The sequence below is a fragment of the Pseudomonadota bacterium genome (assembly GCA_039818985.1).
In the GTDB taxonomy this organism is placed as follows: Bacteria; Pseudomonadota; Alphaproteobacteria; order Sphingomonadales; family Sphingomonadaceae; genus Alterisphingorhabdus.
In genome coordinates, this window is record JBCBSU010000001.1 from 175,906 (window position 1) to 201,170 (window position 25,265).

At 60.4% G+C, this 25,265-nt stretch carries 25 protein-coding genes and 1 pseudogene; 15 read left to right on the forward strand and 11 right to left on the reverse strand.

Annotated features, from left to right (window positions below; translation table 11 throughout):
- Window positions 1-155 precede the first annotated feature (155 nt).
- The 4 genes from AAFX04_00660 to AAFX04_00675 all read right to left on the reverse strand — a co-directional run bounded on the left by AAFX04_00660 (window position 156) and on the right by AAFX04_00675 (window position 6,330).
- Window positions 156-1,751 (reverse strand): helicase HerA-like domain-containing protein, encoded by a 1,596-nt coding sequence (locus AAFX04_00660; protein MEO1043931.1) that lies wholly within the window; start codon window positions 1,749-1,751, stop codon window positions 156-158.
- A gap of 108 nt (window positions 1,752-1,859) precedes the next feature.
- Entirely contained in the window at window positions 1,860-2,909 is a 1,050-nt protein-coding gene (gene hemH, locus AAFX04_00665) for a ferrochelatase (protein MEO1043932.1), read from the reverse strand.
- 58 nt (window positions 2,910-2,967) lie between these two features.
- Window positions 2,968-5,265, reverse strand: a complete 2,298-nt coding sequence (locus AAFX04_00670; protein ID MEO1043933.1) for a molybdopterin cofactor-binding domain-containing protein — start codon at window positions 5,263-5,265, stop codon at window positions 2,968-2,970.
- A 12-nt stretch (window positions 5,266-5,277) separates the two neighbouring features.
- Window positions 5,278-6,330: an Mrp/NBP35 family ATP-binding protein gene (locus AAFX04_00675; protein MEO1043934.1), complete on the reverse strand. Its 1,053-nt coding sequence runs from the start codon at window positions 6,328-6,330 to the stop codon at window positions 5,278-5,280.
- A 219-nt stretch (window positions 6,331-6,549) separates the two neighbouring features.
- Between AAFX04_00675 and AAFX04_00680 the strand changes: the two genes are divergently transcribed.
- From AAFX04_00680 to AAFX04_00705, 6 genes and pseudogenes are all read left to right on the forward strand, one after another.
- Window positions 6,550-7,641: a protease modulator HflK gene (locus tag AAFX04_00680; protein MEO1043935.1), complete on the forward strand. Its 1,092-nt coding sequence runs from the start codon at window positions 6,550-6,552 to the stop codon at window positions 7,639-7,641.
- A complete protein-coding gene (locus tag AAFX04_00685; protein ID MEO1043936.1) occupies window positions 7,638-8,480 on the forward strand; it encodes a protease modulator HflC in 843 nt (280 codons plus the stop codon). Before AAFX04_00680 ends, AAFX04_00685 begins: the two co-directional genes overlap by 4 nt.
- A gap of 168 nt (window positions 8,481-8,648) precedes the next feature.
- Window positions 8,649-10,181, forward strand: coding sequence for a Do family serine endopeptidase (locus AAFX04_00690; GenBank protein MEO1043937.1), 1,533 nt, complete (start codon window positions 8,649-8,651; stop codon window positions 10,179-10,181).
- Window positions 10,182-10,366: 185 nt separating this feature from the next.
- Window positions 10,367-11,089 (forward strand): acetoacetyl-CoA reductase, encoded by a 723-nt coding sequence (phbB, locus tag AAFX04_00695; protein MEO1043938.1) that lies wholly within the window; start codon window positions 10,367-10,369, stop codon window positions 11,087-11,089.
- Window positions 11,090-11,303: 214 nt separating this feature from the next.
- Window positions 11,304-11,522 (forward strand): annotated as a pseudogene (locus AAFX04_00700) (ribbon-helix-helix domain-containing protein).
- The gene (locus AAFX04_00705; GenBank protein ID MEO1043939.1) at window positions 11,520-12,032 is read left to right on the forward strand and encodes a GNAT family N-acetyltransferase; all 513 of its coding nucleotides are present in this window, start codon (window positions 11,520-11,522) and stop codon (window positions 12,030-12,032) included. The pseudogene AAFX04_00700 and the gene AAFX04_00705 overlap by 3 nt, the downstream one beginning before the upstream one ends.
- 79 nt (window positions 12,033-12,111) lie before the next feature.
- Here the strand turns inward: AAFX04_00705 and AAFX04_00710 are convergent, their stop codons facing one another.
- The 3 genes from AAFX04_00710 to AAFX04_00720 form a co-directional block, all read right to left on the reverse strand.
- Entirely contained in the window at window positions 12,112-12,537 is a 426-nt protein-coding gene (locus AAFX04_00710; protein MEO1043940.1) for a DCC1-like thiol-disulfide oxidoreductase family protein, read from the reverse strand.
- 54 nt (window positions 12,538-12,591) lie between these two features.
- Window positions 12,592-13,221, reverse strand: a complete 630-nt coding sequence (locus tag AAFX04_00715; GenBank protein ID MEO1043941.1) for a hypothetical protein — start codon at window positions 13,219-13,221, stop codon at window positions 12,592-12,594.
- A gap of 119 nt (window positions 13,222-13,340) precedes the next feature.
- Window positions 13,341-14,339, reverse strand: coding sequence for a hypothetical protein (locus AAFX04_00720; GenBank protein MEO1043942.1), 999 nt, complete (start codon window positions 14,337-14,339; stop codon window positions 13,341-13,343).
- 125 nt (window positions 14,340-14,464) lie between these two features.
- Here AAFX04_00720 and AAFX04_00725 point away from each other — a divergent pair, with 125 nt between their 5' ends.
- Window positions 14,465-15,298, forward strand: a complete 834-nt coding sequence (locus tag AAFX04_00725; protein ID MEO1043943.1) for a hypothetical protein — start codon at window positions 14,465-14,467, stop codon at window positions 15,296-15,298.
- Window positions 15,299-15,308: 10 nt separating this feature from the next.
- Here the strand turns inward: AAFX04_00725 and AAFX04_00730 are convergent, their stop codons facing one another.
- Window positions 15,309-15,911, reverse strand: a complete 603-nt coding sequence (locus tag AAFX04_00730) for an HNH endonuclease (protein ID MEO1043944.1) — start codon at window positions 15,909-15,911, stop codon at window positions 15,309-15,311.
- A 670-nt stretch (window positions 15,912-16,581) separates the two neighbouring features.
- On the opposite strand from AAFX04_00730, the gene gluQRS reads away from it, so the two are divergent.
- From gluQRS to egtD, 5 genes are all read left to right on the forward strand, one after another.
- Window positions 16,582-17,433, forward strand: coding sequence for a tRNA glutamyl-Q(34) synthetase GluQRS (gene gluQRS, locus AAFX04_00735; protein MEO1043945.1), 852 nt, complete (start codon window positions 16,582-16,584; stop codon window positions 17,431-17,433).
- 9 nt (window positions 17,434-17,442) lie between these two features.
- Entirely contained in the window at window positions 17,443-17,664 is a 222-nt protein-coding gene (locus AAFX04_00740) for a hypothetical protein (protein MEO1043946.1), read from the forward strand.
- A 47-nt stretch (window positions 17,665-17,711) separates the two neighbouring features.
- Window positions 17,712-18,305 (forward strand): cob(I)yrinic acid a,c-diamide adenosyltransferase, encoded by a 594-nt coding sequence (locus tag AAFX04_00745; GenBank protein ID MEO1043947.1) that lies wholly within the window; start codon window positions 17,712-17,714, stop codon window positions 18,303-18,305.
- A 124-nt stretch (window positions 18,306-18,429) separates the two neighbouring features.
- Window positions 18,430-19,683, forward strand: coding sequence for an ergothioneine biosynthesis protein EgtB (gene egtB / locus AAFX04_00750; protein MEO1043948.1), 1,254 nt, complete (start codon window positions 18,430-18,432; stop codon window positions 19,681-19,683).
- A 140-nt stretch (window positions 19,684-19,823) separates the two neighbouring features.
- Complete coding sequence (gene egtD, locus AAFX04_00755; protein ID MEO1043949.1) at window positions 19,824-20,738, forward strand: L-histidine N(alpha)-methyltransferase; 915 nt, start codon at window positions 19,824-19,826, stop codon at window positions 20,736-20,738.
- Window positions 20,739-20,744: 6 nt separating this feature from the next.
- Here egtD and AAFX04_00760 read toward each other — a convergent pair whose 3' ends face one another.
- The gene (locus AAFX04_00760) at window positions 20,745-21,830 is read right to left on the reverse strand and encodes a DUF1176 domain-containing protein (protein MEO1043950.1); all 1,086 of its coding nucleotides are present in this window, start codon (window positions 21,828-21,830) and stop codon (window positions 20,745-20,747) included.
- Between the two features lie 69 nt (window positions 21,831-21,899).
- Between AAFX04_00760 and AAFX04_00765 the strand changes: the two genes are divergently transcribed.
- The 3 genes from AAFX04_00765 to AAFX04_00775 are packed head-to-tail and all read left to right on the forward strand — an operon-like array spanning window position 21,900 to window position 24,008.
- Complete coding sequence (locus tag AAFX04_00765; protein ID MEO1043951.1) at window positions 21,900-22,769, forward strand: 3-hydroxyacyl-CoA dehydrogenase NAD-binding domain-containing protein; 870 nt, start codon at window positions 21,900-21,902, stop codon at window positions 22,767-22,769.
- On the forward strand, window positions 22,766-23,362 hold the full coding sequence (locus AAFX04_00770) for a class I SAM-dependent methyltransferase (GenBank protein MEO1043952.1): 597 nt from the start codon (window positions 22,766-22,768) through the stop codon (window positions 23,360-23,362). Before AAFX04_00765 ends, AAFX04_00770 begins: the two co-directional genes overlap by 4 nt.
- The gene (locus AAFX04_00775) at window positions 23,349-24,008 is read left to right on the forward strand and encodes an exopolysaccharide biosynthesis protein (protein ID MEO1043953.1); all 660 of its coding nucleotides are present in this window, start codon (window positions 23,349-23,351) and stop codon (window positions 24,006-24,008) included. Before AAFX04_00770 ends, AAFX04_00775 begins: the two co-directional genes overlap by 14 nt.
- Here AAFX04_00775 and AAFX04_00780 read toward each other — a convergent pair.
- Both AAFX04_00780 and AAFX04_00785 read right to left on the reverse strand, forming a co-directional pair.
- Complete coding sequence (locus tag AAFX04_00780) at window positions 24,005-24,361, reverse strand: multidrug efflux SMR transporter (GenBank protein MEO1043954.1); 357 nt, start codon at window positions 24,359-24,361, stop codon at window positions 24,005-24,007. The two genes, AAFX04_00775 and AAFX04_00780, sit on opposite strands and share 4 nt — an antisense overlap.
- A gap of 13 nt (window positions 24,362-24,374) precedes the next feature.
- The gene (locus tag AAFX04_00785; protein ID MEO1043955.1) at window positions 24,375-25,217 is read right to left on the reverse strand and encodes a MerR family transcriptional regulator; all 843 of its coding nucleotides are present in this window, start codon (window positions 25,215-25,217) and stop codon (window positions 24,375-24,377) included.
- Window positions 25,218-25,265 lie beyond the last annotated feature (48 nt).

Here is a 25,265-nt window from a genome sequence, read left to right on the forward strand (position 1 = left end):
GCATGTGAGCAAGGTTATGGAATATGGTTATAATCTCTCGCCACGCGTGGTGCTATATCCTCCGTTACGTAGCGACAATAAATAGCAAGTATCTTTTTGCAACTTATTTCGTCGTAAGAATCAGGATGCTTATCGACGCGCGTCAAAGCGTTGCATCAGCGCATCAGTCCGCCCATCAGATTGCGGGCAAAGCGGCCCAGACCGGGAATGCCGATTGCCTTGCCGATTTCATTGGCGACGGTTCCTGCCGCGGCGCTGGCGGCGCGGGCTGTCGGCTTGGACCGTGATTTGCGCCCACTCAGCTTGCCGGCAAGGATGGTGCCCGCCGAAGCGGCTGCGGCACCGGCTGCGGCCTTGGCCGCCTTGCCCGCAAGGCCGTCCCAGATCGATTTCGTCTTGCGCTCACGCCTGGCCACTTCTTCAGCGCCTTTCTCTTCCACCTCGGCAGCGGTCGCGGCGGCATCCTCGGCCTTTTTCAGCAGCACTTCCTCGGCCGATTCACGGTCTACTTCTTCATCATATTTGCCCTCGACCGGTGAGATCGAACGGATAATGGCACGCTCTTTCTTGGTGACCGGCCCCAGGCGTGAGCGTGGCGGCTTGATCAGCGTGCGCTGCACCACTGATGGTGCGCCATCCTCATCGAGCGTCGACACCAGTGCCTCACCGACGCGCAATTCGGTAATTGCCTCTTCGACATCGAGATCGGGGTTGATGCGAAAGGTTTCCGCCGCGGCGCGGATGGCGCGCTGGTCGCGCTTGGTGAAGGCCCGCAGCGCATGCTGCACCCGGTTGCCCAGCTGCCCGGCAACTTCCTCGGGGATGTCGATCGGGTTTTGCGTCACGAAGAACACGCCGACACCCTTGGACCGGATCAGCCGCACCACCTGCTCGATCTTTTCCTGCAGCGCCTTGGGGGCGTCGTCAAACAGCAGGTGCGCCTCGTCGAAAAAGAAAACAAGCGTTGGTTTTTCCGGATCACCGACTTCGGGCAGGCTCTCGAAAAGTTCGGCCAGCAGCCATAACAGGAAGGTGGCGTAAAGCTTGGGACTGCGCATCAGCTTGTCGGCGGCCAGTACATTGATATAGCCGCGCCCCTGTTCGTCGGTCTGCATGAAGTCATCGATTTCGAGTGCAGGCTCGCCGAAAAACTGTCCGCCGCCCTCGCTTTCCAGCCGCAGCAACTGGCGCTGGATGGCACCGACACTCTGCCGCGAGACATTGCCATATTTCGCCGACAGCTCTTTGGCATGCTCAGAGGTATAGGCCAGCATCGACTGCAGGTCTTCGAGGTTGAGCAGCAACAGCCCCTCTTCGTCGGCGAAACGGAAGACGATATTGAGCACACCCTCCTGGGTATCGTTAAGATCCATCAGCCGGCCCAGCAGCATCGGCCCCATTTCGCTGATGGTGGTGCGGATGGGATGGCCCTGTTCGCCATAAAGATCCCAGAAGATCGCTGGATTATCCGAATAGTCATAATCGTCCATGCCCAGTTCACGGGCCCGCTCTTCCAGCTTGTCGGCATGTTTGAAAGTCGAGGAGCCAGCCATGGAGATACCTGACAGGTCGCCTTTGACATCGGCAACGAACACCGGGACACCCTGTGCGGAAAAGCTCTCGGCCATGCCTTGCAGCGTCACCGTTTTGCCGGTGCCGGTGGCGCCGGCGATCAGCCCGTGGCGGTTGGCCCGCTCCAGATTGAGCGCTTGCCGCTCACCGCCGCCCAGACCCAGAAAAATATCGCTCACCTGTCCGTCCCCCATCCGTAATTCCAGCCTATCCCTGTCCGGCTGGGGGATTACGGTCAAGAGGTTTGATGTAACTTCCTTCGCCTGCGACAGCCAGGAGGGCAGCGTTCAGTCGAGCCAGCCGCCCAGTTCCTCGCGCATCAGCGTTTCGAGCATGGCGATGGAGCGCTCACTGTCATTGAGGCAGGGAATATAGGCGAAGCGCTCGCCGCCGGCTTCGGCAAATTGTTCCTCGCCCTCAATTGCAAGCTCTTCCAGTGTCTCGACGCAATCGACGGCAAAGCCGGGTGCGAAAACAGCGACCTTTTTGATGCCCTTCTCAGGCAGCGTCTCCAGCGTGTCCTCGGTTGCGGGGTCGAGCCATTTGGCGCGACCAAAACGCGACTGGAACGAGACGATCAGCGGCTGGGAAAGGATATCGGCGAGCTTTTCCGAGACCAGCCGCGCCGTCTTGCGGCACTGGCAGTGATAGGGATCGCCATCATAGAGGGTTTGCAGCGGCATGCCGTGAAAGCTGGTGATCACCGCATCGGGGGTGAAATCAAGCCCGGCCAGCCCCTCGCGCACGCTGTCGGCGAGCGCGGTGACATGGGCATCATTGTCATAATAGGGTGCGAGATAGCGCACCGTCGGCTGGTGTCGCATCCGCATCAGCGTATCTCCCACCTTGTCGACAACAGTGGCGGTGGTGGCACCCGAATATTGCGGATAGAGCGGCGCGACAAGGATATGGTCGCAGCCGCTCTCCTTGAGATGGCGCAGTTTTTCGGGGATGGCCGGTTTGCCATAGCGCATGGCGAAATCGACCATCACCCGGTCGCCCATGCTCCGGTTCAGCGCTTCGGCCTGCCGCTTGGTATAGACCAGCAGCGGCGAGCCTTCACCCATCCAGATTTTGGAATAGGCCTTGGCCGACTGTTTCGGCCTTGTGTTGAGGATCACCCCGCGCAGCAGCGGCTGCCAGATAAGCTGTGGAATCTCGACCACCCGGGGATCGGAGAGAAACTCGCGCAGATAGCGTTTGAGCGCTGGTATGTCGGGCGCATCCGGGGTGCCGAGATTGATCAGCAATATGCCGATGCGTGGCCGCTTCACCTTTGGATGATCGGCCGGCGTTGCCATATCGGCAAAGGACGGAATTGCGATATTCTCAGCCATGGTCCCTGTTCACTTGCAATTCCTGCGCGGTGCGCGCATCTGTTCGCCCCGATGCCGCCTAGATCAGCGGCAGTTGCCGGAAGCGCACGTTAGTAGCGGAAAACAGCGCATTGGCAATCGCAGGAGCGACAACAGGCACGGCGATCGCGTCCGCATCAATTGCCATCTGGTCATTATCGATGAAGGATATGGTGATCTCGGGCGTATCGGCAAGGAGGGGTAGAGAAAGATCGCCAAGACGCCGCGCCACAGCGAGACCATCGGCATGACCGCTGCTGCTTCCCAGTGCCTGCGCCATACCGAATAATATGCCGCTTTCGATCTGCTGTCGGGCGATATCCTCGTTAATCCGCTGACCGATATCGACCGCAGCGCTGATCTCGCGCAGCCTGACGCCTTCAGCGCCACGCCGCACCCGCACCACCATGGCGATCATCGCTCCGTCCATTGCATGGCAGGCCAGGCCCTGACCGCTGCCGGTGCTGCCACCGTCCCAGCCCGACATGCTGGCGACCATGGTCAGGCACGCCGCCAGCCTTGGCGCATCGCCCAGCATCTGCATGCGATAGGAGAGCGGTTCGCGCTCGGCACTGTGCGCCAGTTCATCGATAAAGCATTCGCGGCAAAAGGCGTTGAGCGTGTCGGCATGGCCGCGCACCATGCCGCTGGGATAGCCGATATCCGCCGGATGGTGATCCACCGCCAGTGACGGCAGACGATAGGGCGGGATGGCACCGCCGATCATCGAGCGATCATATGCCCTATCATTGTCGTGTCGGGCCTGATCGGGTGATTTGCCGTTGAACAGCCGGTCCATTGTCTCACGCCCGCTGGCGGGGGTGGCTATCTTGTGTTCCCAGCCCGATATTGTACCGTCGCTGCCGCTTACTGCGCGCAGCCGTGCCAGCATCGCCGGGCGCGGCAATTGCTGCACCTGATCCTCGCCGCGCGACCATGTCACCTGTACCGGGCGGCGGCTGTGACGCGCCAATATTGCAGCCTGCACCGCAGCGCGGCTGTCGAAACGCACCCCGAAAGAACCGCCAGCCGGAGGGGTGTAGAGCGTGACATGACTGCTATCGATGGCCAGTGCTTTGGCTACTGCTTGGATCAGCTGATATGGTGCCTGCGCGGCATACCATATCTCGATCCGGTTATTGCCATCGGCGCTGCTCTCGGTCCAGCGCGCGGTTGCCGCCATGGTTTCCACCGGCACCGGCAGCATCGCCGCAGCACGATATTCGGCGATATAGGGCTTGCGACCATCAAATGCGGTGTCGAGATCACCATGGCCATGCAGCCGATATCCGGTTCGCTCCCTTAGTGCCGTCTCGAGTGCTGTATCCGTTCTTTCGTCGCCGGCCAGGCCACCATAGGTGACAAAACGCGGCCGGATTGCTGTCAGCGCCTGATTGGCGGCCCACCAGTTGCTCGCCAGCGTGGCGACCCAGCGCTTATGCTGCACTACATCGACCAGCCCGGTAATGCCATTGGCGCGGTCACGCTCCATGCCGACCACCCGACTGTCGCCCGGCGGCCCCTGTCGCACTGCTGCAAACAGCATGTCGGGCAGGCGTATATCGCCGGCGAAATTGACCGAGCCGTCGACCTTTGTCGGCAGGTCGAGCCTGGGAAAGGCGGTGCGGCTGCCTTCCGGGATCGCGAGACCGCGCTCACCCGGTGGCTCGGGCCGCAATGCGATGATGTCCGGCGGCGGCAGCTCTGCAGCCTCGGCGGCAAGCTCGGCGAAGCTCAGCGCTTTTTCCGTGCTGCCCTCTGCCGCGTCGTCGGGTTGATAGCGGACAAAGCCATTGTCGACGCTGCATTGTTCCCAGTCGATGCCCCAGCGGGCGGCAGCGGCGCGCGCCAGCATTACCCGGACTGCGGCTCCGGCTTCGCGACAGGGCCGGTAATAGCCGGCCAGCGCACTGTTGTCGGCGGAGATCATGAACGGCACATTTTCGCGATAGCGGGCGATCAGATAGTCATTGTCGGCCAGCGTCTCACCGCTGTCTGCCGGGGCGATGATCGGGGCCCAGCGGCGGATCAGCGTGCTATTGCCATAAATCGCGCCGGGTCGGGCGGGTTCAATCGCCACTGCGCGCCAGTCGGCCCCCATTTCCTGCGCTATGATCTGGGCCAGCAGGCTGGAAACGCCATGGCCCATTTCGAGTTGCGGAATGGCGATGATCACTGCGCCGGAAGGCGCGATGCGGATATAGGGGTTGAACAGGCTCTCATCGCCATCGGCCTGCATTGGATTGTCGAGTTCGGTGGGCAAGGCGGTCCAGACGACAAGCAGCCCCGCCGCGACCCCGCCGCCAATCAGTATCTGTCTGCGGGTGATGGAGACCATGAGCTTTGCGGCTCAGCCCTGGCCGCGCAGCTGGGCAAAAGGGGAGCCGGAGGGTTGCTTTGCAGACACTGCCCCCGGCTTTTGCGCCTCCAGCCAGTCGATCAGCTTTTGCGCGATGGCGATAAAGGACTGGGCCTGTGGGCTGTCGCCACCAGCAATCGGTGTACCGGCATCGCTGGTCTTGCGGATGACCATGTCGAGCGGCACCCGGCCAAGAAACGGCAGCTCCATGGTTTTCGCTGCCGCCTCGGCTCCGCCGGAACCGAAGGGATCGCTGATCTCGCCGCAATGCGGGCACAGATAGCCGGCCATGTTCTCGATCATCCCGACAACCGGAATATTGCCCTGATCGAACAGGTTGATCGCCCGGGTGGCGTCAAGCAGGGCAAGGTCTTGCGGCGTCGACACGATGATCGCGCCATCGGGTTTGAACTGCTGCATCAGTGACATTTGCACATCGCCAGTGCCCGGCGGCAGATCGACCACCAGATCGCTGGTCTCCCCCCAATGCGCATCGATCAGCTGCGCCAGCGCCTTGCCCGCCATCGGGCCGCGCCAGGCAATGGCCTGTCCTGGCTTGGCAAGCTGACCCATGGACAGCAGCGGGATACCGGCGCCGGTCATCATCGGCACCAGCTTCTGGTCGGAGACTTCGGGCTTGCTATCGGCGCAATCGAGCAGTCGCGTCTGCGACGGGCCATAGATATCGGCATCGACCATGCCGACCTTGCGACCCAGCCGGTGCATCGCAATGGCGATATTGGCTGACACGGTGGACTTGCCGACGCCGCCCTTGCCGCTGCCAATGGCGATAATGCGGCGGGTGACCTTTTCGCTGGTCATGGCGATGCGGACATCTTTGACACCGTCAATCTGGCGCAGCGTGTCCCTGAGCGCGATATCCATTTTGTCGCGCTGCAATTGCTCCATGCCGCTGACATCGAGCACCAGCATCACGACACCATGTTTGAAACGGATATTGCGGGCGCGCTCTCCGGCGATGGTCTCGACCGCAGTGCGTACCACCTGGTCGTTTTCGCTGCTGTCGGCTGACATATCGGCCATGTCGGACCTGTGCTCCTGTATCTTCGTCCGCTGCTTCTTATGAACCGTATGCGCAAACGGCAACACGCAACTGCCGAACGCGGTTTTTATCGAAAACTGATAGCGATTTGCATCTTAGCAGCGAGAAAGGTGGCAAAGACACTATTTTTCTCAAAAACCAATACCTATAAAGATCACATGACGAAATTTTCGAATGTTTTTTCTCGCATCGGTTCTCTTATGGCGGCAGGCAATCCCTGGGGCGACGGTCCATCCAAAGGCGGTTCGGGCAACGGTTCCAATGGCGGCGGACCGAGCAATCCGTGGCAGCCTTCGGGCGGCGGTTCGAGCGGTTCGGGCGGCAAGTCCGGTTCGATCGAAGACCTGTTCCGCCGCGGCGGTGGCGGCAATAAGGGCGGTGGCTTTTCCGGCCTTCCCAAGCGACCCAACGGCAAAAGCTATGTGCCGTGGATTATCGTGCTGGCTGTGCTGCTGTGGATCGGCTTTACCAGTGTCTGGCGTGTCGATGCGCGTGAACAGGGTGTGGTGAAGCTGCTCGGCAGCTATTCACGCACTGTCCAACCGGGTATCAATTTCACACTGCCTGCACCGTTCGAGACGATGGAGAAGGTCGACACGCAGGCGATCCGCGAAATGCCGATCGGCAGCCCGAGCGCGAGCGATGAGAATTTCGTGCTGACCAGCGACCAGAACATCATCGACATGGCCTATGAAGTGCGCTGGTCGGTGCGTAATCCGGAGCAGTTCCTGTTCCAGCTCGACAGCCCGCAGGATGCCATTCGCGATTCCGCCGAGAGCGCCATGCGTGCGGTGATTGCCAATTTTTCGCTCGATGATGCCATTGGCCCGGGTCGTTCGGACATTGAGGCCCAGGTGCGCAGCCGGATGCAGACCATTCTTGACGATTATGGCGCCGGGGTGACGATACAGGGCATTGCCATTCGCCAGTCCGATCCGCCCCAGGCAGTCAATGAGGCGTTCAAGGAAGTCAATGTGGCGCAACAGGATGCCGAGACCGCGAAGAACAATGCCCGTGCCTATGCGCGCCAGGTTATCGAGGAAGCCGAAGGCCAGACCTCGCGTTTCGATCAGGTCTATGAGGAATATCGCCTAGCCCCTGAAGTGACGCGCAAGCGGCTCTATTACGAGACACTGGAACGGGTTCTTGGCAATGTCGACAAGACGATCGTCGAAACCGGCAATGTCACTCCTTATCTGCCGCTTCCCGAGTTGCGTCGCCGGGCGCAGAATCCTCCATCACCTCCAACTGATTCCGGCAATACCCAGGTTGTGACAGGAGGCGGCCAGTGAACGGACGTTTTACCAATCCCGTCTTTCTCGGTGCCGGTGCCATTGTCCTGCTGGTGCTGCTGGCGCTGTCGGTTTCGGTGGTTCAGGAGACCGAACAGGCACTGATCCTGCGTTACGGTGAACCGGTGCGCAAGGTGAATGTCTATGAGTCCAATGAGGCTTTCGGCACCACTGCGGGTGTTGCCTTCCGCGTGCCTTTTGTTGAACAGATCCAGTATATCGACAAGCGGGTGCTGAATGTGCAGATGGAGCGGCAGGAAGTGCTGTCGACCGACAAGCTGCGGCTGCAGGTCGATGCCTTTGCCCGGTTCCGCATCACCAACCCGCTGCAAATGTATCGCTCGATCCGCACCGAAGATGCGCTGCAGACCCAGCTGCGTACCATTCTCGGTTCGTCACTGCGTAACGAGCTCGGCAAGCGCTCCTTCGCCACATTGCTCAGCCCCGAGCGCGGCCAGGTTATGGAGAATATCCAGACTGCACTCAACGTGCAGGCGCGCAAATATGGCGCCGAGATTATCGACGTGCGCATCAAGCGCGCCGATCTGCCCGAGGGCACGCCGCTCGATTCGGCCTTTGCGCGTATGCGTTCCGAACGGCAGCAGGAAGCGACGGCCATCCGCGCCGAAGGCCGCAAGGATGCCCAGGTGATCCGCGGCCAGGCTGAAGCCGAATCCGCGCGTATCTATGCTGAAAGCTATGGCAAGGACCCTGATTTCTATGATTTCTATCGGGCCATGCAAAGCTATGACCAGACTTTTGTGCGCGGTGAGGGCGACGCGTCCATGGTACTGTCACCCGACAGCGAATATCTGCGGCAGTTCCGCGGGCAGCGCTGACCCGGCGCATAGAAGTTTTGGCTGACAGGATTGCGTCGACAACTGTTTATTCAATCCGGGTTAAGCCGCATCTGGCCAGAGATGGTTCGAAACTTTGCATATTGTAAAGCGCCGCGTGGGCATATCGGCAGTGACCGGCCCGCGCCGCCAGAATGAGAGGAAAATATTGTGCGTTATGCTTATGGAGTGACGACAGCCCTGCTGCTGGCGGGAAGTGCTGTGGCGCTGGCAACCGGGCAGCCTCTGGGGGCGCAGGTTGCGCAGAATGACGAACAGGCGATGCGCGCCGCGGTGCCGCGCGCCGGCGCGCCGCTCAGCTTTGCCGATCTCACCGAACAGCTCCAGCCTGCGGTGGTCAATATCTCGACCAAGCAGCGCATCCGGGTGCGCAACAATCCCTTTGCGGGCACGCCCTTTGGCGAATTGTTCGGCAATCGCCGTGGCGGCAATAACAATCAGGAGCGGACCCGCCCGGCGCAATCGCTTGGTTCGGGCTTCATCATCTCCGCTGATGGCTATGTCGTCACCAACAACCATGTGGTTTCCACCGATCAGCGCAATGCGACGATCGAATCAATCACTGTTACCATGCCCGACGGCAAGGAATATGAGGCCGAGCTGGTTGGGCGCGACCCTGAATCCGACCTTGCGGTGCTGAAGATCGAGCGCAGCGATCCCTTCCCCTTTGTGAAGTTCGGGGATTCGACACAGACCCGCGTGGGTGACTGGGTCATTGCCATCGGCAACCCCTTTGGTCTTGGCGGTACCGTGACCTCGGGCATTATTTCGGCCGTCTATCGCAACACCGGGCAGGGTGGCGCCTATGACCGCTATCTGCAGACCGATGCCTCGATCAACCGCGGCAATTCGGGCGGCCCTATGTTCGATCTCAACGGCAATGTCATCGGCATCAACAACGCGATCATCTCGCCCACCGGCGGCAGCGTCGGTATCGGCTTTGCCATTCCGTCGGAAGTGGCGGTACCGATTGTCGAGACGCTGAAACGCGGCGAAGCGGTAGAGCGTGGTTTCCTCGGGGTGCAGATTTCGCAGCTCAACGAAGATCTGGCCGATTCGCTCGGCCTGCCGAAGAATCGCGGCGAGTTCATCCAGAGTGTCCAGGAAGACGGACCGGCGGCCAAGGCCGGTATCCGCGCCGGTGATGTTGTTATCTCGGTCGACAATAAGGAGATCACGCCGGACCAGACACTGTCCTTCATCGTTGCCAATATCGCACCCGGCCAGACGGTACCGATCGAGTTGATCCGCAACGGTCGCCGCCAGACAGTGCGTGCCACGGTTGCCGAACGTCCGGCACCGGAGCAGATGGCAGAGGCCTTCGGTATTCCCGATCAGGACTTTAGCGAAGAAGATCCGGAGCAGAATGAAGCCGCGGCAAGCGAGGTGCTTGGTATTGCGGTGGTCGAGCTGACACCGGCAATTGCACGCCAGGTCGGCGTGCCGACAGAAACCAAGGGCGTTGTCATCGCCGCTGTCGATCCGAACAGTGATGCTGCGCGCAAGCGGCTGCGTCGTGGGGATGTAATCCTTTCCGCTAATGGCCAGGCAACCACCACGCCCGATGCACTGTCCGGGGCAGTCGATGCCGCCCGTTCGGATGGTCGTGATGCCGTGCTGCTCAGGGTGCAGCGCCGCAGCGCCCGCCCGCAATTCGTGCCGGTGCGTATCCGCGACAACTGAGCCCCGGGCGCGGCCATGCGATAATCCAGAAGGCGGTTCGGCTTTCGGGCCGTGCCGCCTTTTTGCTTGTCCCCTGATAATCGGCGGGGAGTTGCCGCTTGCGTCAACTTGTGACTCGCCCGCCCCCTTCCTAGTCTGCTGCAAAATCAGGCGGGCATGCAGCCACGCCAGGCAGGAGAGTATCTATGGGCAGAGTAGCAGTGGTTACCGGCGGTACGCGCGGCATTGGCGAGGCGATCAGTCTGGCGCTGAAGGATCAGGGGCGCACGGTAATCGCCAGCTATGGCGGCAATGACGAAGCGGCACAGGCCTTTTCCGAGCGCACCGGCATCGCAACGCAGAAATGGGATGTCGGCGATTTCGTTTCCTGCATGGAGGCGGTGGAGAAAATCACTGCCGATCATGGCGATATCGACATTCTTGTGAACAATGCCGGCATCACCCGCGACGCGACGATGATGAAGATGAGCTGGGAGCAGTGGGACGAGGTGATCCGCGTCGACCTTACCGGCTGCTTCAACATGGCCAAGGGCGTGTTCCCCGGCATGCGCACCCGGGGCTGGGGACGCATCGTCAATATCGGTTCGGTCAATGGCCAGGGAGGTCAGATCGGCCAGGTAAACTATGCTGCCGCCAAATCGGGCATTCACGGCTTCACCAAATCGCTGGCGATGGAAGGCGCGCGCTATGGCGTTACCGCCAATGCTATTGCGCCTGGCTATATCGCCACCGAGATGCTTTCCAGCATTCCGGAAAAGGTGATGGAGAAGATCGTCGCGCAAATCCCGGTCGGACGACTGGGCCAAGCCGAGGAGATTGCCCGCGGTGTGACTTTCCTGACTTCCGAGGATGCCAATTTTGTCACCGGGTCGACCCTCTCGATCAATGGCGGCCAGCATATGTACTAAATTTCGGGTTTGTGCTGGGCTGCAAAAACAAGTCCGTTGTGCTTCCGGTGCTCAGCTATTGTGAATAGCCTGCGCTCCGGTTCTCACGGCCTTGCTTTTTCGCCGAAGCCCAAACCCGAAATTGACGCCTGGTATATTCTTCGTTCGGGCTGAGCTTGTCGAAGCCCCGCTCTTTTTCTTGGGCAATCTCAAGGTAAGAGGCGTATAGAGCGATATGCCCGAAATCCCCTATCACCCGCCGGTCAAGCGCAGCATCACGCTTTCCGGTCATGCTACCTCGATAAGCTTGGAGCCGCTATTCTGGGACCGGTTGAAAGCCGCGGCGGCGGCGCATGGCATTCCGGTGGCGGCGCTGGTCGGTCGTATCGATGTCGAGCGGATGCAGGCAGAGACACCGCCGGGACTGGCCAGTGCCATCCGCATCTGGCTGATGGCCGGGGCTGGCGGCATACAGCCGCAAGAGATGCGGCTTCGCGTAGCGCAGCCGGACGATTATGATGCGCTGGGCCAGCTGGTCTATGATGCAGTCCACGCCGAACCCAGCCCCTATAATGCCGCACAGCGCGCCGCCTGGATGCCAGCGCCGCGCCATGGCGCTGACTGGCATGCGCGCCTTGCCGGGCAGCATGTGGTCGTCGCCGAAGATGGTGCAGGCATTGCCCAGGGCTTTATGAGCCTCGAACCCGGGGATGATCCGGGTCATGGCTATGTCGATTTTGCCTATATCCGTGCCGAAGCGCGCGGCAGCGGTTTGTTTCGCCGGATCTATGCGGAGATCGAGAAGCATGCCCGCGATGCGGGGCTGACACGGCTCAACACCCATGCCAGTCTTGCCGCGCAGCCGGCCTTTGCCGCCATGGGCTTTGTCGTAGAGGAGGAAGAGGCGGTTGCAATCGGCGCTGAAAAGCTGAAACGATTTGCGATGATGCACAGCCTTGACTGATGCGATCCGGCTAGCGCGCGAGTAATCCGAAAAGGTTTCGCACCGCGTGCTATGCCAATTGAGCAATCAGGATGATGCCCTAAAGCACCCGCGCCCGCTGCTCGGGCGATGGCATCCAACAGGTCTCGCGCTGGCCGAAAATACGGTAACGGTTGCGCGCGATGAAGCGATAGAGCGGGTCGCGCAGGAATTTCGGCACCAGTTTGAAAATGCCGAATGCTCTCCAGGGCCAGCCCAGGCCGGTATAGATTGCAAGCACCGCATCGCTATCGCGCAGCACGGTATCGCCATTGACCAGTATCAGCGTTTCGGGATTGGCCGGATCAATGCCGTTGCGGCGATACAGCGTTTCGCCAACGCTGTTCTGCATCGAGGCAAGATAGAAATGGTGCCGCTTGTCATATTTCAGCACGAACCGGGCGTTGACGCTGCACAAGACACACATGGCGTCAAAGACGATTATCGGTCCGTCGGGAATGACCGGCGTTTCTGGCTGCGCGTTCACCGACCCAATATGGCGCGTCTCGCGGTTTGTGCCAAGGGCTGGTTCAAGCGGAAATCATGCCGCCAGCACATAGGACTTCTCGCCTTCATTGCGGCACATGCGTTTTTCGACGCGGGTTTCCTCGCCTTCGATGATCGCGATATCGGTCACCGTCATGCATTTGCCGCCGCTGGGACGTGAATTGACCGCCGTCACCGTCGATGACCCAGACACGCCCTGACGTGTCGGACTTTCCCATGACGCGCTGGCGCCGACCTCTTCCTTCTCGGTGGCCTGGCGGCTGGCCTCGGCGGCGGCGGCCTGCTCCTCGGCATCGAGCTGACAGGCAATTTCATCGGCCAATATATCGGAGAAATCATTGTTGATGATATCATCAAGCTCGCTGAGGCCGGCGGCGCGGCTGACATCGCCGAGCAGACCCCGCGCGGCATTATTGTCGCGCCGCGCGGCACGGCATTTCTCAGCCGCAGTCATGTCGGTCTTGCGCTGCTCTTCCTCTTTTTTCCGGCGCTCGCGTTCGCGTGCCCTTTTGGCTTCGCGTCCGATGCGCCCGAGAAACTGGAACGTGCTTGTCGCCGAAGAGAAGCCGGTGGCGGGTTCGGCTGCCCATGCCGCCATATGCGGGGCCGGCATCATCAGCGCAGCAGCGGATAATGCGGTAACGATCCGATGCGAAAAGGCCATGCTGTTCCTCCCTGACAGAGCTTGATCATGTCACAAGCATGGCGTCGGGGGAAGCAATTTGCGGTGATATGCCGCACATTGGCAGCGATAATGCTGGGGCTGTCGGCTGAGGCCACTGGCTAGGCCAGGACATAGGCCCTTTCGCCGGGATTGCGGCACATACGCTTTTCGATCCGGGTTTCCTCACCCTCGATAATCGCGATATCGGTGATGGTCATGCAGCGCCCGCCATTGGGCCGCGCCACCAATTCGGTTACGGTGGATGAGCCGGATACACCCTGGCGCGTCGGACTCTGCCAGCTGGCAGTGGCACCGACGCGTTCTTCCTGTGTTACCTTTTCCGTCGCCTTGACCGCCTCTTCCTGCTCCTCTCTGGTCAACTGGCAAGCGATTTCGCCGACCAGTACCGCCGAGGCGCCAGCGACCAGAACCGTCTCCAGTCCGTCCAGACCCGCCGCCTGTCCGGCAATGCCGCCAACCAGTCCGCCAAGCAGGCCGCCACGCTTGCGCGCCTTGCCGCAACCCTGCGATTTTGTCTTTTTCTTCTTCCCGTCGGCCTCGGCGATCTGCGCCTCTGGCAGGGTATATTCGGGCACCGGATAGCCATTGCACCCGGTGTTGAAGCAGAAACGGTCCTGCAGATAGGCACGATCCTCCTCATAGTGCGCGACCGCGATGCGATAATCGGCCATATTCGCTCCATCGGGCTCTGATGCGGCATGCTCGGCGCGCATCTCGGCGTAAAAGCGCTGCTGTACCGCAGGGGTGAGTGTTGCATTGCCTTGCACCTGGGTGGAATAGATGCGCGCGATTTCGGTCTGGTGCGCGATCATCGCTTCGGCAAAGGGTAGCAACACATCGTTATAATAGGCGTCGATTGTTGCGGTGCACTGGTTGACCGCTTCGGCGCGTTCCCATGGCGGGTCCAGCTTTTGCCAGTCCTCGCGACAATCGGGATAACCCTCTGCAGACAGTGCGGGTGCCGTCGGCAATTCGGGTATGACCATGATCTCGCCTGCGGCATTGCGCTCCTGTGCCGCTACGCTTACCGGACCGGGCAATCCGGCAGCGAGTAGTGCTCCTAAAAGGGCAGGCGCAAGAACCAGTGAAGGACGCATTTTTTCCTCTCCTGCAATGGCTTAGACACAAAGCCGGTAATGTGCAAACCACCCCGTGATGATATAGCATCGCGCAATAGCCCTTGTGACTGGCGGCACGCAGGTTTACCCTTAATCTTATGAGCATGATGCTGAAACATATACAAAGCCGTACCGTCCTGACGCTATGTGCGGCGGCGTTGCTGGTCGCCAATGGTCCCGCACAGGATGGTGCCAGGGATCCGGATAACCCGACCTGCCCGCGCGAACCCAATTGGGCCGGCGACAAGGATATGACCCTGACCGTCGGCACGGTAAAGGGCGATGCGATTGTCGCCGGGGACAAGCCGGTCTATCGCTTCGCTCCCGATGCTTCGGGCCGCCAGACTGATACCGGACTGGAAGGATTCAAGATTTTGCTCGCCGAGGGTATTGTCGATGCCGGCGTTCCCGAGCGGCTGGAAAAGGTCATCAAGGCCCATCCCGATATTGACGAGATCTGGGTGCGCTCACCCGGTGGCGATGCCCGTGCCGGCAACGCCGCCGGCCTGATGATCCGCAAACAGCTGGGCCTCAGGAAAGACGGCAATTTCATCGTTACCCGCATCCCCTCCGGCTGGGCCTGCTTCAGCGCCTGCAACTTCGTCTTTATGGGCGGCGATATCCGCATTGTCGAGGAAGGCGGACATTTCATGGTGCATATGTTCACCAGCACCGGCGATCGCGATGCCATCGATTACAGCGTTGCCATGGGCACCGATTCCACCATCGAGCTGATCGGGGATATCGAACAGGAGAGTGCGCTGCTGGCGACCGAGGACAATGATTTCCTGATCCGCATGGGTGTGTCGCGCCGGCTGTTGTCCGAGGTGATGTATCGCCAGAAAGCGGTGAAGACCGAGGACGACAAATCCACCCGCTATTGCCTCAGCGTTGCCGAGGCACGCGAATATAATGTTGCCAATGGCGTAGCGGAGTAGACCTTAGCGGCTACGCCTCCAGCTCGACATCCCAGTAGAGCCAGTCGCGCCAGGTTTCGTGGAGATAGTTGGGCGGGAAGGCGCGGCCACGTTCCTGCAGCTGCCAGTTGGTCGGACGGATCGGCGGCACCATCAGCTTCATATGCGCCTGTTCCGGGGTGCGACCGCCCTTTTTCATATTGCAGGGCGAGCAGGCGGTGGCGACATTCTGCCAGGTGGTCTTGCCGCCAAGGCGGCGCGGCACGACATGATCAAAAGTCAGGTTCTCGGTCGAACCGCAATATTGGCAGGTGAACTTGTCGCGCAGGAACAGGTTGAACCGGGTGAAGGCGGGATATTCCGACGGTTTGACATATTGCTTAAGCGCAATCACCGATGGGATTTTCATGTCGAGATTGGGGCTGTGCACCTCGCGCTCATAGCTGGAAACGATGTCCACACGGTCGAGGAACACCGCCTTGATCGCGGTCTGCCATGGCCACAGGCTGAGCGGATAATAGCTGAGCGGCGTGTAATCGGCATTGAGCACCAGCGCCGGGCAACTGTCCGGGTGGCGCGTCGCATCGCTGTGCTTCTCGGCAATGGCACGGTCGATCAGGTCGCTGTGATACATGGTGTCAGGATCCCCTGCTGGTCATTGGTCTGGGCGTAAAAAAGGGCAAAAAAAATGCCCGCAAGGCGGACATTATGGCGCTGATATGTGTGGGATATGGGCTTGAGGGACATGCGCTTGAACAGGGGCTCCGGCACGATACTGTGCTCGGGCCTTGGCAATGCGGGGCTACTGGGCGCAAGCCGGTAATCGACCGATCTGTAGGCGGCCCGTCTGATACCAAATTGCGCCCGGCTGTGCTTCATGCCCGCAGTGTTAACCTCAAAATCATGACATGCTTATGACGAATCTTGACAGCAATGAATCGTGTTGCCGCAGTGAGGTCAACCCCCCAAAGCCTTAAATTTATACACAGAACGGATTGTGGTATGAGACTATTTGGCTGGTCAACAGGAGGGAAGCGCAGCGCGATGTGGTGCATTGTCCACGCTTTCCGACGCAGTGAGAAGCCAAATAGGCCATATCCTGAGCCTTTGGCTCAGGACGTCCAAATGGCTTTGACCTGCTGCAAAACCGCTCTTGGACGTGCCACCGGCACGCCCTGCGGACGGTTTCACAACATCTCTGCGCCATTTGGACGCCACAACCGCCCTGTGTATAAATTTAAGGCTTCTCGACAAAATATGGGGAGAAATATCGTCACACCATACCGCCGGTTGAATCTTTTCTCATGACCCTGCGCACCCGTTTTGCACCCAGCCCGACCGGCCATCTGCATATCGGCCATGGCTATGCCGCGCTGATGGTCGAGGCTGAGGCACGGCGTCTCGGTGCCGCTGTGACCTTGCGCATCGAGGACACCGATGCCACCCGCTGCAGGCCCGCATTCACCGAGGCGATTATCGAAGACCTGACCTGGCTGGGCTTTGGCTGGGACCGGCTGGTGGTGCAGTCGGAGCGGCTGGCGCATTATGATGCGGCGATCACCCGGCTGGCGGCGGACGGCCTGGCCTATCGCTGTTTCTGTTCGCGCAAGGAGGTTGCCGCGGCGGCGACTAAAACCGGACCTGAGGGGCCGCTATACCCTGGCACCTGCCGTGGTCTCGATCCGGATGTCGCTGCAGCACGCGCCGAGATCGAACCATATGGCTGGCGCTTTGATCATCGCGCGGCGATGAACCGCTATGGGCGGCTCAGCTGGCGGGACAGTGACGGGGTGGCGCATATAGCCGAGCCTGGCCTGCTCGGCGATGTCCTGCTCGCCAGCCGTGACCGGCCCGCCAGCTATCATCTCGCTGTCGTCGTCGACGATGCTGCCGATGCGATCAGCCATGTCGTGCGCGGTGCCGACCTGTTGCTGGCCACCCATATCCACCGGCTGTTGCAGGCAGCGCTCGGCCTCGCCACGCCAGTCTATCACCACCATAAGCTGCTGCTCGACAGCGATGGCCGCAAGCTTGCCAAATCGCGTGTCTCAATGGCGCTGACGACGCTGCGGCAATCGGGGGTTGAGGCAATAGCATTGCGCCGTGATCTCATGGAAAAGCGTTTTCCTGCTGGCATTACGCTGCAAACACCCTAAATGGTGAGCATGAATATTATCCTCGTCATCGCCTTTATCGCTCTTGCCGGCATGGTCGTCTTCGCGCTTGTGCGCGGGCTGATCGCCTTCTTGCAGATGACCAAGGAAGATCTGGAAAATCCCGGGATCACCCGCAGCCACCAGATGCAGAACAAGATGATGTTTGCCCGCGTCAAATATCAGGCCATGGCGGTGGGTGTCCTGGTGCTGTTGATGCTGTTCGCGCAATAGGCCATAGCTGGCGCAGCCCATAAACACTTACCGACAAGGCGCGCAGCATGGTCAAACTCAACAAGATTTATACCCGCACCGGCGATGATGGCACCACCGGTCTTGTCGACGGCAGCCGTGTCGCCAAATCCCATGTCCGCATGGAAGCGATTGGAGATGTCGATGAGCTCAACAGCCTGATCGGGGTGGCCCTGGTCGAGATTGCCAATGAAACATCCGCCGAAATCGCCCAGGCGGATATACCCAGGGCATTGCGGCGTATCCAGAACGATCTGTTCGACCTCGGCGCGGATATTGCGACGCCGGGCGATGATTTCGCGCCGTCGGATATGGCGCTGCGCATGGTATCGGCACAGACCAAATGGCTGGAACTGGAGATTGACCGGATCAATGACCAGCTTGAGCCGCTGACGAGCTTCATCCTGCCTGGTGGCAGTCACGCCGCTGCTGCGGTGCATGTTGCCCGTGCAACGGCGCGGCGCGCCGAGCGCCGCATCGTTGCGCTGCACGATGCGGAAAGCATCAACCCGGCGGCATCGGCCTATATCAACCGGCTTTCGGACTTTCTTTTCGTTCTGGCGCGCTTTATCAACAGGGCGAGTGGTGGCGATCCGCTCTGGGTGCCCGGCGCGTCGCGTTAGAGAAGGGGCATTGAGAGGCAAGCCGACCGGCATGAGGCGGGTCGGCGCGGATAAGGGGAATGCTATGTCCGCGCAAGGTGCAAAGCTGAGAGTGGTTGGCGATGGCCCGGCGCATGCCGGTAATATGGCCGATGGCTATGCCTCCATCCGGGCCTTGACCAATGCCCTGACCGGGCCGCTGAGCGATGCCGATGCCACAGTGCAGTCGATGGAAGATGCCTCACCGGCGAAATGGCATCTGGCGCATACCAGCTGGTTTTTCGAGACCTTTTTGCTGCGTGATCATCTGCCCGGCTATCGGGCCTTTGACGATGATTTTGCCTATCTGTTCAACAGTTATTATGAAGCCGAGGGCGTGCGCCATGCCCGGCCTGCGCGGGGCATGATCACCCGGCCCTCGCTGGATCGGGTGCGCGATTACCGCGCTCATGTCGACGCGGCGATGGCACCGCTGCTCGAATCCGATGATCCGGATATCACTGCGCTGCTTACGCTCGGCATGCATCACGAACAGCAGCATCAGGAGCTGCTGCTCACCGATATCAAGCATCTGTTCGCGCAGAACCCGTGCATGCCGGCGATCTGGGACGCGCTTCCCGGGACCAGCAGCGCCAGCGCGCTGCGCTGGCATCAGCATGAAGGCGGTTGCGTGGCCATCGGCCATGAGGGTGACGCTTTTGCCTTTGATTGCGAGGGGCCGCGCCATGAGCAATTGCTCCAGCCTTTTGCCATTGCCTCACGCCCCGTCACCAATGGCGAGTGGCGCGCCTTTATCGCCGATGGCGGCTATCAGGACCATCGTCACTGGCTCTCCGATGGCTGGGCCTGGGTGCAGGAAAATGCCATATCCGCACCGCTTTACTGGTGGCAGGATGACGCATCCTGGCAGCTGTTCACCCTGTCGGGATTACAGCCCCTGCATGATGATGCGCCGGTGACGCATATCAGCCTTTATGAAGCCGATGCCTATGCTAGCTGGGCCGCCCGGACATTGGGTGCCGAATGGCAGGGCGCGCGGCTGCCGACCGAGGCCGAATGGGAGACGGCGATGCGCGATGCGGATCCGCTCGCCGGGCAGCAGCTCGACGATGCCGGACCGGTGCATCCGGCAATGCCGGTGCCCGATGATGCCGGGTTGATTGCACCTTTTGGTTCGGTCTGGGAATGGACTGGCAGCGCCTATCGCCCCTATCCACGCTTCGTACCGGCGGAAGGCGCAGTCGGCGAATATAATGGCAAGTTCATGAGCGGCCAGTTCGTGCTCAAGGGCGGCAGCTGCGCCACCCCGCGCGGCCATCTGCGCCACAGCTATCGCAACTTCTTCTATCCGCATCAACGCTGGCAATTTACCGGTGTTCGGCTGGCGCGTGATCTCTGAGAACTTCCCGGCTCTCGCTACTTTCCCCTCTCGCAGACAATCCCCCGATCAGGAGCATCATGTCGACATCGTCAAGCGCCAGCAAAGCTGCACCCTATATGGTTTCACAGGATGTCGATCCCGGATTTCACCAGGCGGTGATGGACTGTTTTCGCAACACCAGGCGCCGCGCCATCCCGGCACGCTGGCTCTATGACCAGGCCGGATCAGAGCTGTTCGAGGCGATCACCGAACTGCCAGAATATTATCCCACCCGCACCGAGACGGCGTTGCTGGAAAAGCATTGCCCGGATGCGGTGGAGATAACCGGCAAGGGCGGGTGTGTGGTGGAATTCGGCTCCGGTTCCTCAACCAAAACGCCGCATCTGCTTCGCGCGGTACAGCCAGACAGCTATGTGCCGATCGATATCAGTGGCGATTTCCTGCGCCAATCGGCATCGGCACTGGCGGTGGACTTCCCCGCTGTCGACGTGTTGCCGCTTGAGGGTGATTTCATGGGCGAGCTGACCTTGCCGGAAGGCTGTGCCGGGCAGCGGCGACTGGGCTTCTTCCCGGGATCGACCATCGGCAATATGGTGGCGCGTACCTCTGTTGACCTGTTGCGCTCGATGCGCCGGACGCTGGGCACCGGGGCATATCTGCTGATCGGTATGGACCGGATCAAGTCGCCCGATATCCTCGTCCCCGCCTATGATGACAGCCAGGGCGTCACCGCTGCGTTCAATTATAATCTGCTGCGGCGGATCAATGCCGAGCTGGACGGCAGCATTGCGGTCGAGCAGTTCCGCCATGTCGCCCGCTGGAATGACGAACATGCGCGCATCGAAATGCATCTGGAAGCACAGGCGGACATGCACTTCGAGGTCGCGGGCGAACGCTTCACCATGACCCGGGGTGAGACGATTCATACCGAAAACAGCCACAAATATGGTCCGCGCGATGCGCGCCTGATGCTGCGTGCAGGCGGCTGGGTACCGGTGGCTGAGTGGACCGATCCGAAAGACTGGTTCGCGCTGATCCTGGCGGAAGCCCGGCCCTATCAGACCGCCCCCTGATCCGGGCTATCCGTCGGCGGAGCGGCGCTGGACATAGGCGCGCCAGACGGTCGGCCACTGCCACACGCCGCGGCATTCATCCATGGCACTGGCCTCGAACAGGCGGAACATGTCGCCGTCCCAGACATAGCTCTGGCCGCTGCCGCAATCGCCAAGACCACGGCCCTTGGCATAGCTGCCCAAAATGCCTTCCTGCTCATTATAATAAGGGTTGACCAGCAATGGCCTGTCGGGGTTGGCGCTCCATGCCGGGCGATAGTCGAAGCGCGCCGGTGCAAAGCGCCATTCGGCATCGTCGTCGCTGCGGTCGCGCCGGGCAATATAGGGCAGAGCGCTGACATTATAGGCGCCGATGCCGCATTCGATCATGACCAGCGCCACTTGTTCCTCATCGCTCTGGCTGAGCGGCTGGGCCCGGTCGTCAAATGATTCGTCATCATTGCGGCGCTGTTCGTCGCAACCCGATGTTGCGGCCAGTTCGCGTATCGCTTTGCGACCGGGCAGCTTTTCAAACCGTGCTGGCGCGATCTGGGTGACAACGGGTAATATCTCGGCCTTGCCGCGATAGCTGCGGCGTCCGCGCGCGACGATGGCATCGCTGGTGCCGGTACGGCCCTGCTCGGCATCCATGCGGCGCAGAGCCGCCGCCGACCCCTTGAGCGAGATGCGCGCCAATATGATCGGCGCAACGCCGGGCGTGGCGTTGACCACCGTGGCCTGCCTGCCTCCGGCAATGGCACGGGCGGCTTTCAGCGCACGCGATGGGGCTATTATGAAGCGGCCATCGCTGTCCACTTCGCCTTCGGCGAGCTTACGGCCATCGACGAGCAGGCCGACCCGTGCGACATCGGGATCGCGCAGCCGCACCACGACGCGGAAATACCCCACCTGTCCCGCCTGACGCTGGATCAACAGTGTCGCCGGCTGGTCGAGGCGGAAATCGGAAGCCAGTGCATTGGCCTCGCAGCTGGCGATATTGTCACAGGCGATATGCCAATTGTCATAGCCCTGATTCGGTCCCGGCTGCGGACCGGCACTGGCTGGCTGGGCCTGGGCGGCGGCAAGCAGGGCAAGAAAAAACAGGCTGGGCATGTGAGACATTCTAGCGCCGTCAATCCAGATCGGCTAGGGGCTGCGGACAAAGGCAAAACGGAGTCTAATATGAGCAGCATTGCGGTTATCGGTGCCGGACAAATGGGGGCGGGAATTGCGCAGGTGAGCGCCCAGTCAGGCTATCATGTGATGCTTTCTGATCGCGAGATCGGCATCGCCGAAAAGGCCAAGCAGTTTATCGAGCGCCAACTTTCCCGTGCGGTCCAAAAAGGCAAGATCGAGGCGCAACAGGCCAGTGTGACGCTCGATCGTATCACCCCGGTGGGCAGCTATGAACCGATGGCTTCGGCCGAGCTGGTGATCGAGGCGGCCACCGAGCGTGAAGATATCAAGCGGGCGATTTTCGACGAAGTCGGCAAGGTGCTCGGGCACCAGGCGGTGCTCGCGAGCAATACCTCATCAATCCCGATCACCCGCATGGCTCAGGCTTCGCCCGATGCGGAGCGCTTTGTCGGAGTGCATTTCTTCAACCCGGTGCCGGTCATGGGTCTGATCGAGCTTATCCGCGGACTTGCGACTTCCGGCCAGACGGTGGAAAAGGTCGAGCATTATGCCGCCGCCATCGGCAAGAAGGTGGTGCATGCCAATGACGCGCCGGGCTTCATCGTTAACCGCATCCTGCTGCCGATGCTCAACGAAGCGTGCTTTGCGCTGGGCGAGGGCGTGGCGACCATCCCCGATATCGACACCGCCATCACCATGGGCCTCAACCACCCGATGGGGCCGCTGACCCTTGCCGATTTTATCGGGCTTGATACCTGTTTGCATATTACCAATGTACTCTATTCCAGCACCGGCGACCCGAAATTCCGCGCTGCGCCGCTGCTGGTGAAATATGTCGAGGCCGGCTGGCTCGGCCGCAAGACGGGTCGTGGCTTTTACGATTATTCGGGTGACGCACCGGTGCCGACGCGGTGACCGGCTTCGACCGGCAGACACTGGAGTTCTATAGCCGGCAAGCGCCGATCTATACCGCCAGTGGCAAGGGAGGTATAAATCGTGCCCTGCCAGCATTTGTAACGCTGCTACCGCCCGGCGCGCATATCCTGGAGCTTGGATGCGGCGGCGGGCTGGACGCCGAATATCTTATACAGCGCGGCTTCACCGTCGATGCTACCGATGGGGTCGCCGAAATGGCGGCAAAGGCAGAGCGCAGACTGGGCCAGCCGGTACGGGTCATGCGTTTTGATGAACTGGTATCATCGGAGGAATATGACGCGGTGCTGGCATCTTACAGCCTGCTGCATGTGCCTTTGACCGAATTGCCCGATATACTGCAACGGGTCTGGTTTGCACTCAAACCGTGCGGACATCATCTGGCAATATACAAGGCAGGCGGCACAGAAGGGCGCGACACTTTAGGGCGCTATTTCAATTACGTTTCTCATGAACAGGCGGAGACAGCATATAAAGCTGCCGGGCCGTGGACGAAGCTGGAAATCGAGGATTTCACAGCCATTGGTTATGATGGCAAAGAGGGGCCGCGTTTAACCATAGTTGCGCAGAAATAGCCTGATCGGACAGCTAATGGACGATGAACCGAACAGCACAGGCCAGAGCCATGCCATTTCCGATATGCTCGATCAGGCGCTGAGTGCCGGCGGGGACAATGAAAAAATCTCGATCGGCGATTTGCTGACCGCTTTTTCCAGCCGCGGTTTTGGGCCGTTGCTGCTGCTGTTTGCGCTTGTTGCACTATTGCCGCCACTGGGCGGTGTGCCGCTGGTTCCGACTACCATGGGGGCACTTATCGGTCTTACTTCGGCGCAGATGCTGTTCGGGGCGAAACATCCCTGGGTGCCGAAATGGCTGAAGACAAAGGGTGTATCGCGCAAGCTGGTCAAGGCGACACGCGACCGGGGGGGTTCCTGGTTACGCAAGATCGATGCCCTTATCGGTCGGCGCTGGGACTGGGCCACAGGGCCCGCCGGCTCCACCATTGCCGGCATCTTGTGTCTCTTGCTGGCGCTGTTGATGCCTCCACTGGAATTGCTGCCCTTTGCGGTTGCCGTGCCTGCCTCCGCCGTTGCCCTGTTCGGCCTTGCGATTATGGCGCGCGATGGTGTGCTGATGGTGCTCGGCTGGATTGCATCGATAATTATCTTCTTCTTCCTTATGCCCGCGGCGATTGAAACGATTATCGGCTTTTTCGATTAGGCCTGTATCTCCGACGTGCCATCCGCCTGCTCGGGCGGCGTGGTCAGATTAAGGCCGATCGCGCCGATGGCGATCAGCGCGATACAGCCGATCTGGACAACGCTCAGCCCCTGTTTGAACAGCAGCCAGCCGATCAGGGTAATGGCGACGATGCCGATGCCCGACCAGATGGCATAGGCGACACCGACCGGAATGGTCTTGATCGCCACCGCCAGAAAGAAAAAACACACCCAATAGCAGCCGATGGACGCTACCCCCAGCCACCAGCGGGCAAAGCCGTCCGAGGCCTTGAGCAGGCTGGTTCCGATGATCTCGAAGATGATCGCGACTGCAAGCAGCATCCAGGCGTTCATGCTATTTCCATCCCTATTTCTGTTGCGGGGTTTTGGCGGGGCATTGCGGACCATCCGCATTGCGGGACATTCGCACTGCGCTGGCCAGTTTCATAAACTCCCAGACCTCTTTATCAAAGCCGGGATCTGCCTGTCCCTCACCGGTTCCGGCCCATTGATCCATATCGTCATACATGCGCGTGGTACCCGCCATCATTTCCGGTGAAGCAATGTCGGTAAAGGGTTTGAGCAGCGCAAACCATTCATCGACAAAGCGCTGTGCCTGTTCACTTTCGGGCTTCAGCGGCAGGGCCGCCTTGATCTTGTCGCCGAGTGCCTGCCATTGCCGGGCATAGGCCTCCTGATCAAAGCCCTCGGGCATATCACCCCATGTCTGCGCCCATTCCGCCTTGGCTTCTGGCGAGAAATAGCGGTCGGTGACCTGTTTCCATTCTTTCGGTTCCTGATTCATCATCTTGTCTCCGCTTTCGATCAGCGAGCAGAAGGTCGCGGCATCGAGCGGCTCGCTGCGGGCGATGCGGGACAGGGCAAAATGGATGACACTGCGGGTGCGATCAATCTGTTGCGCCTCCTCTTCCAGCATTTCCAGCTGGGCATGAAGCAAGCCGTCAAGATCGACCATCTGGCCATCAAACAGGTCTTTCATCTGCGACAGGCTGAGCCCGGCAGATTTGAGCACCACAATCCGGTGCACCCGTTCGAGTTCGCGCGGGCCATAATAGCGCTGGCCATTATAGCTGCGCAGTGGCGTGAGCAGTCCGCGTGCCTCGTAAAAGCGCAATGCCCGACTGGTAAGGCCGGTGCGTTTCACCAGTTCACGGATACCCATGGTCCTATTGGCAGCAGAATCATCCATGCGCCCTTTATGCCTCTTGACCTTGGGTCAAGTTCAACTGTTTTTTGC

Excerpts from the sequence above, each read along its gene's own strand:
- AAFX04_00760 (MEO1043950.1), bottom strand. The coding sequence starts at position 21,830 with ATGCCCAGCCTGTTTTTTCTTGCCCTGCTTGCCGCCGCCCAGGCCCAG.
- hemH (MEO1043932.1), bottom strand. The coding sequence starts at position 2,909 with ATGGCTGAGAATATCGCAATTCCGTCCTTTGCCGATATGGCAACGCCG.
- egtB (MEO1043948.1), top strand. The coding sequence starts at position 18,430 with ATGGCCGATGGCTATGCCTCCATCCGGGCCTTGACCAATGCCCTGACC.
- AAFX04_00725 (MEO1043943.1), top strand. The coding sequence starts at position 14,465 with ATGATGCTGAAACATATACAAAGCCGTACCGTCCTGACGCTATGTGCG.
- AAFX04_00785 (MEO1043955.1), bottom strand. The coding sequence starts at position 25,217 with ATGGATGATTCTGCTGCCAATAGGACCATGGGTATCCGTGAACTGGTG.
- AAFX04_00680 (MEO1043935.1), top strand. The coding sequence starts at position 6,550 with ATGGCGGCAGGCAATCCCTGGGGCGACGGTCCATCCAAAGGCGGTTCG.
- gluQRS (MEO1043945.1), top strand. The coding sequence starts at position 16,582 with ATGACCCTGCGCACCCGTTTTGCACCCAGCCCGACCGGCCATCTGCAT.
- AAFX04_00740 (MEO1043946.1), top strand. The coding sequence starts at position 17,443 with ATGAATATTATCCTCGTCATCGCCTTTATCGCTCTTGCCGGCATGGTC.
- egtD (MEO1043949.1), top strand. The coding sequence starts at position 19,824 with ATGGACTGTTTTCGCAACACCAGGCGCCGCGCCATCCCGGCACGCTGG.
- AAFX04_00715 (MEO1043941.1), bottom strand. The coding sequence starts at position 13,221 with ATGGCCTTTTCGCATCGGATCGTTACCGCATTATCCGCTGCTGCGCTG.
- AAFX04_00675 (MEO1043934.1), bottom strand. The coding sequence starts at position 6,330 with ATGGCCGATATGTCAGCCGACAGCAGCGAAAACGACCAGGTGGTACGC.
- AAFX04_00780 (MEO1043954.1), bottom strand. The coding sequence starts at position 24,361 with ATGAACGCCTGGATGCTGCTTGCAGTCGCGATCATCTTCGAGATCATC.
- AAFX04_00720 (MEO1043942.1), bottom strand. The coding sequence starts at position 14,339 with ATGCGTCCTTCACTGGTTCTTGCGCCTGCCCTTTTAGGAGCACTACTC.
- AAFX04_00730 (MEO1043944.1), bottom strand. The coding sequence starts at position 15,911 with ATGTATCACAGCGACCTGATCGACCGTGCCATTGCCGAGAAGCACAGC.
- AAFX04_00765 (MEO1043951.1), top strand. The coding sequence starts at position 21,900 with ATGAGCAGCATTGCGGTTATCGGTGCCGGACAAATGGGGGCGGGAATT.
- AAFX04_00705 (MEO1043939.1), top strand. The coding sequence starts at position 11,520 with ATGGCCGGGGCTGGCGGCATACAGCCGCAAGAGATGCGGCTTCGCGTA.
- AAFX04_00670 (MEO1043933.1), bottom strand. The coding sequence starts at position 5,265 with ATGGTCTCCATCACCCGCAGACAGATACTGATTGGCGGCGGGGTCGCG.
- phbB (MEO1043938.1), top strand. The coding sequence starts at position 10,367 with ATGGGCAGAGTAGCAGTGGTTACCGGCGGTACGCGCGGCATTGGCGAG.
- AAFX04_00745 (MEO1043947.1), top strand. The coding sequence starts at position 17,712 with ATGGTCAAACTCAACAAGATTTATACCCGCACCGGCGATGATGGCACC.